At 48.5% G+C, this 4,734-nt stretch carries 4 protein-coding genes; all 4 read left to right on the top strand.

The window, feature by feature from the left end:
• A partial coding sequence (locus ACWVCM_RS09360) for a DUF4381 family protein (RefSeq protein ID WP_455201476.1) occupies nucleotides 1-230 on the top strand: 230 nt, incomplete at its 5' end.
• Nucleotides 173-1,246 carry a vWA domain-containing protein gene (locus ACWVCM_RS09355; RefSeq protein WP_455201475.1) on the top strand — a complete coding sequence of 358 codons (1,074 nt, stop codon included), beginning with the start codon at nucleotides 173-175 and terminating at the stop codon, nucleotides 1,244-1,246. The genes ACWVCM_RS09360 and ACWVCM_RS09355, both read left to right, overlap by 58 nt.
• Before the next feature lie 6 nt (nucleotides 1,247-1,252).
• Nucleotides 1,253-3,169, top strand: coding sequence for a VWA domain-containing protein (locus tag ACWVCM_RS09350; RefSeq protein WP_455201474.1), 1,917 nt, complete (start codon nucleotides 1,253-1,255; stop codon nucleotides 3,167-3,169).
• Nucleotides 3,163-4,734: BatD family protein (locus ACWVCM_RS09345; RefSeq protein ID WP_455201473.1), on the top strand; the 1,572-nt coding region annotated here is incomplete at its 3' end. The genes ACWVCM_RS09350 and ACWVCM_RS09345, both read left to right, overlap by 7 nt.

Genomic DNA, 4,734 nt, shown 5'->3' with positions numbered 1-4,734 from the left:
CCGGAAAAGACTGGTTGCAGTTTCTGGATGAAGCGGTATCGCAGTCGTCATCCCGGCAGCAGCCCGTTCAATTTAATAGTCCTATTGGTCAAAGCCTGATTACCGGGCCTTATCAAAAACAGCTGTCGCTGAATCAACAGGATATTCAACAGTTGTTATCGCTGTGCCGGGAATGGATTCAAATTGTGACGCGGCAGACGAATCCATTCTTAGTAGCGGGGGTGCGATGATGTTGACGATAGAATGGATGTGGGCGTTATTGTTTCTGCCTTTGCCCTGGTTGTATCGTTATTTATTGCCAACGGCTAAATCAGTGGATGAGTCGGTATTACGTGTTCCATTTGTTGAAGATTTTAAACAGGCGACCAGCGGTGGACTGGCGCTCAAAAAAAACCGCCTGTTGCTTTGGTTAGGATTCCTGGCATGGGCATGCCTGGTCGCGGCGACATCCAGGCCGCAATGGTTAGGCGAACCTATTGAGTTGCCAGTGAGTGGTAGAGATATCATGCTCGCGGTGGATTTATCCGGCAGTATGGAAATGGAAGACTTTGTCCTGAGCGGCAATCAGCGTGTCGATCGTCTTACCGCGACCAAGGCGGTAGCGGGCGAGTTTATCGAACGCCGCATTGGTGACCGGTTGGGCTTGATATTATTTGGCCGCCAGGCATACATCCAGACGCCCTTAACGTTTGACCGGGAAACGGTTAAGACCCTGTTGTATGAATCGGCTATTGGATTGGCCGGAAAAGAAACTGCGATTGGTGATGCTATTGGTCTGGCGGTGAAACGGTTTCGTGAAATGAAAACAACGGACAGGGCAAATCAGCAAGACCAGCAAATCAAACCTATCCTGATATTATTAACCGATGGGGCTAATACCGCCGGTGAAGTTGAGCCGGTGAAAGCGGCCGAGTTTGCTGCGCAGGAAGGATTAAAGATATATACCATTGGTATTGGGGCCGATAAGATGATTGTGCCGTCATTGTTCGGCGCGCGTCGTATTAATCCTTCGGCAGATCTGGATGAAGATACCCTGACAGCCATAGCAGACAAAACCGGTGGTAAATATTTTCGTGCGCGTGATACCAGAGAGCTGGAGAAAATATATCGGTTGCTCGACGAGCTGGAACCCATCGCGAGAGAATCAAAAAGTTTTCGACCCAAAACGTCGCTCTATGCCTGGCCGTTATCTATTTCCCTGGTATTGGGCGTGGCGATAATTTTACTGATTTCATTGAGGCGCTAATTCAGTATGTGGGAAGCATTGGCAAATTTTCATTTTCTGAGACCGCTCTGGTTGTTCGCCATTATTCCATTGGTGCTTGTTATCTGGATCTATGCGCAGCGCCGTTTGAAAGCCGGTAACTGGAGCAGGGTATGCGATGATCGTTTATTGCCGTTTATACTTATCGGGCAACAGCAAGCTGCTTCTCCCTGGCGCTTGATGGCATTACTTTTGTGTGGCCTGTTGTTGGTTCTCGCCCTGGCGGGGCCTGCATGGAACAAGTTGCCCCAACCTGTATTCCGTTCCCAGGCGGCTTTGGTGATCGTACTGGATTTATCACGATCGATGGATGTAACGGATATCAAGCCCAGTCGGCTGGCGCGCGCCAGGCATAAAATACTGGATATACTGGATCGGCGTCAGGAAGGGCAAACTGCACTGATTGTGTATGCTGCCGAACCTTTTGTGGTGACACCTTTGACCGAAGATAATAAAACAGTCGCCACGCTGGTAAAAGATCTTAGCACTGACCTGGTCCCTTACCAGGGCAGTTACCCGGAGAAAGCGGTACAAAAAGCGCTTGAGTTATTCAGGCAGGCTTCAATTGTTAATGGGCATGTACTGATGGTAACTGATGGCCTTGATTCACCAGGAATGAACAGTGCTGTGAGCAAGTTGACTACGGCAGGTTACAGTCTGTCTGTGTTGGGAATTGGCACCGAAGAAGGTGCACCCATTGCCGATCGTGGTGGTGGTTTTGTAAAGGATCAAAATGGTTCTATTGTGTTGGCCCGGCTTGATGAACAACAGCTAAGAGAAATCGCCCGTACCGGAAATGGCATGTTCCGTCAGATATCGGCTAATGACAATGATATTAACAGTCTATTGCAAGTAATATCGCCTTCGCGGCTCGATGATGATTTAAGTGCTAAAGATGACACCTTAAAGCTGGAGTCTGATCAATGGCGTGAAGAAGGTCCTTGGCTATTGCTACTATTACTGCCCTTTGTGGCCTTAATATTTCGCCGCGGATACCTGGCTGTCGTTCTTATTGTATTGTTACCGCTACCCCAGCCAGGCTATGCGTTTGAGTGGAGCTCGTTATGGCAGAACAGGAATCAGCAAGCGGCAAAAGTACTGGAACAGGGGGATTCTCAATCAGCTGCTGAAATGTTTGCTGATCCGGAGTGGAAAGCGGCCGCCAGCTACAAGGCGGGCGATTACCAAAAAGCAATTGAGTCCCTGGATGGCATTGAGAAACCTGATGCGTTGTACAATCGAGGGAATGCGTTGGCGAAAGCCGGTGACCTGCAGCAGGCGATTAGCGCTTATGATGAAGCGTTGAAGCTGAATCCCGACCATGAAGACGCCAGGTACAATCGCGATTTATTGCAAAAATATCTGGAACAACAGCAACAACAGCAACAACAACAGCAGCAACAGCAAGACAGCGATCAATCGCAGAATGGCGAAAACGATCAGCAAAACAGTTCGTCCCAGGAGAACAGCCAGTCGGCGCAGGAGCAACAGTCGGACAGCCAACAGGCAGACAGCGACAGTCAGCAACAAAATCAGCAACAGTCATCGCAACAGGAAAATCAACAAAGCGAGCAACAGCAACAGGCCGATAGCAAGCAGTCAGAGCAGGATGAGGCGCAGCAACAGGCGCAACAGCAACAAGAACAGCAGCAAGAACAGGGAGAAGAAAAACAACAAGGCCAACATGAAGATCGACATCAAGATAAAGAAAACCAGCCTGACGACAGTGCTGCCCACATGGCACAAAAAGACAATGAACTCAACGAGGACCCGGAAACCATGCGAAGAACCGAGCAATGGCTCAGGCGCATTCCTGATGATCCTGGTGGATTAATGAGGCGCAAGTTTCGTTACCAGTCTCAAATAGATCCACGCAAAGCGCAGGGTGAAACCAGACCATGGTAAAACCAGTTAAATATATGGCGATGTTTGTGGCAATACTCTCATTGATGTTTATGATGAGTTCGCTAAGTGTTGCCGCAAGCATTGAGGCCAGTATTGATCGCAGCACAGTACAGGAAAACGAGTCGATCAATTTGACGTTTTCTTCCGATACCGATGTCGATGACGACCCGGATTTTTCTCCCCTGGAAAAAGATTATCGAATCCTGAATCGAAGCCAGAGTAGCAATATATCCATTATTAATGGACGCGTTAGCCGGCAAATGACCTGGCAATTAATGCTGATGCCAAAGCGTTCCGGAAAGTTAAGCATCCCCGCAATTGCTTTCGGAAATGATCGATCAAATGCGCTCACCATAAACGTTGTTCCTGCTACAGCTGGCAGTAGTGGTATAGCGGATGATCTGGTCTATGTTGAGGCAATCGTGGATAAAGATAAGGTCTATGTGCAATCACAACTGGTTTACACCTTGCGAATTTATCATGCCGTACAGTTGCGGAACGCCAGTTTGAGTGAGCTGGAAATCAGTGATGGTGATGCGGTCGTTGAGAAGCTTTCCGAGAATAAAACCTATGAAAAGATTATTGACGGTCGCCGCTATAGAGTCTTTGAAAAACAATTTGCCATATTCCCCCAAAATGTTGGCGCGCTGGTGATTGAGCCGGCAGTACTTGAAGCCCAGTACATCGATTTGCCCCGCGTATTGCGTACCAAGCGCGTAGAATCTGATCCAGTGAAAATTACTGTACAGGCGATCCCGCAACAGGCAAAAAACGCAACGACTGGCTACTGGCTGCCGGCGCGTGCATTGGAACTTACAGAAAAATGGTCTGACGCTGTCGATGAAATAAAAGTGGGTGAACCCGTAACCCGGACATTGACGCTGACAGCATCCGGTTTATTGTCGGCGCAGTTGCCTGAGTTAAGTAACATTGCTTCGAAAAAAGGACTTAAACAGTATGCTGATCAACCGGTACTGGATAATGCAATCAAGGATGATGGGTTTGTTGGTAAGCGCCAGGAGAAAATTGCCTATATACCTACCAAAGCGGGTGAATTAAAACTACCGGCGATTGAAATCGCCTGGTGGAATACCGAAACGAATAAACTGGAAAGGGCTAAATTACCAGGGCGTGTTATCCGGGTAGTCAGTCCTCCAGCGCAGGAGCAACAACTGACCGGTCAGATCGAAAAGGGTGAAGGTGTTGTTGGGGAACGGACGGATACTGGCCAATTGTCCCAATCACAGAATGCCAATGATAAAACCGGCGCGCTGTCATCTCAGCTCTGGTTTGGCGTGAGTGTGGCATTGTTTGTCCTGTGGTTGCTAACATTGATTGGCTGGTTTTTTGCTTCGCGCACTCGCAATCAGCATACTGCATCAGTGAACACTGATCAGCAACATAACATCAACGAGAAAACATCCCTCAGGAACATAAAAAACGCGTGTGATAGTAATGATCCACAGCAGGTAAAATCGGCATTGATCGATTGGGGGAGTCAGCAGTGGCCGGATCAACCACCCAGAAGTGTAGGGCATATCGCGCAACGAGTGAATGGCTCATTG

The sequence above is a fragment of the Kaarinaea lacus genome (genome assembly GCF_975902315.1).
Note: the sequence above shows the minus strand (reverse complement) of the source record. Positions and strands in the feature narration are given on the sequence as shown.

Coding starts and splice junctions, on each gene's coding strand:
- ACWVCM_RS09355 (WP_455201475.1), top strand. CDS start 173: ATGGATTCAAATTGTGACGCGGCAGACGAATCCATTCTTAGTAGCGGG.
- ACWVCM_RS09350 (WP_455201474.1), top strand. CDS start 1,253: ATGTGGGAAGCATTGGCAAATTTTCATTTTCTGAGACCGCTCTGGTTG.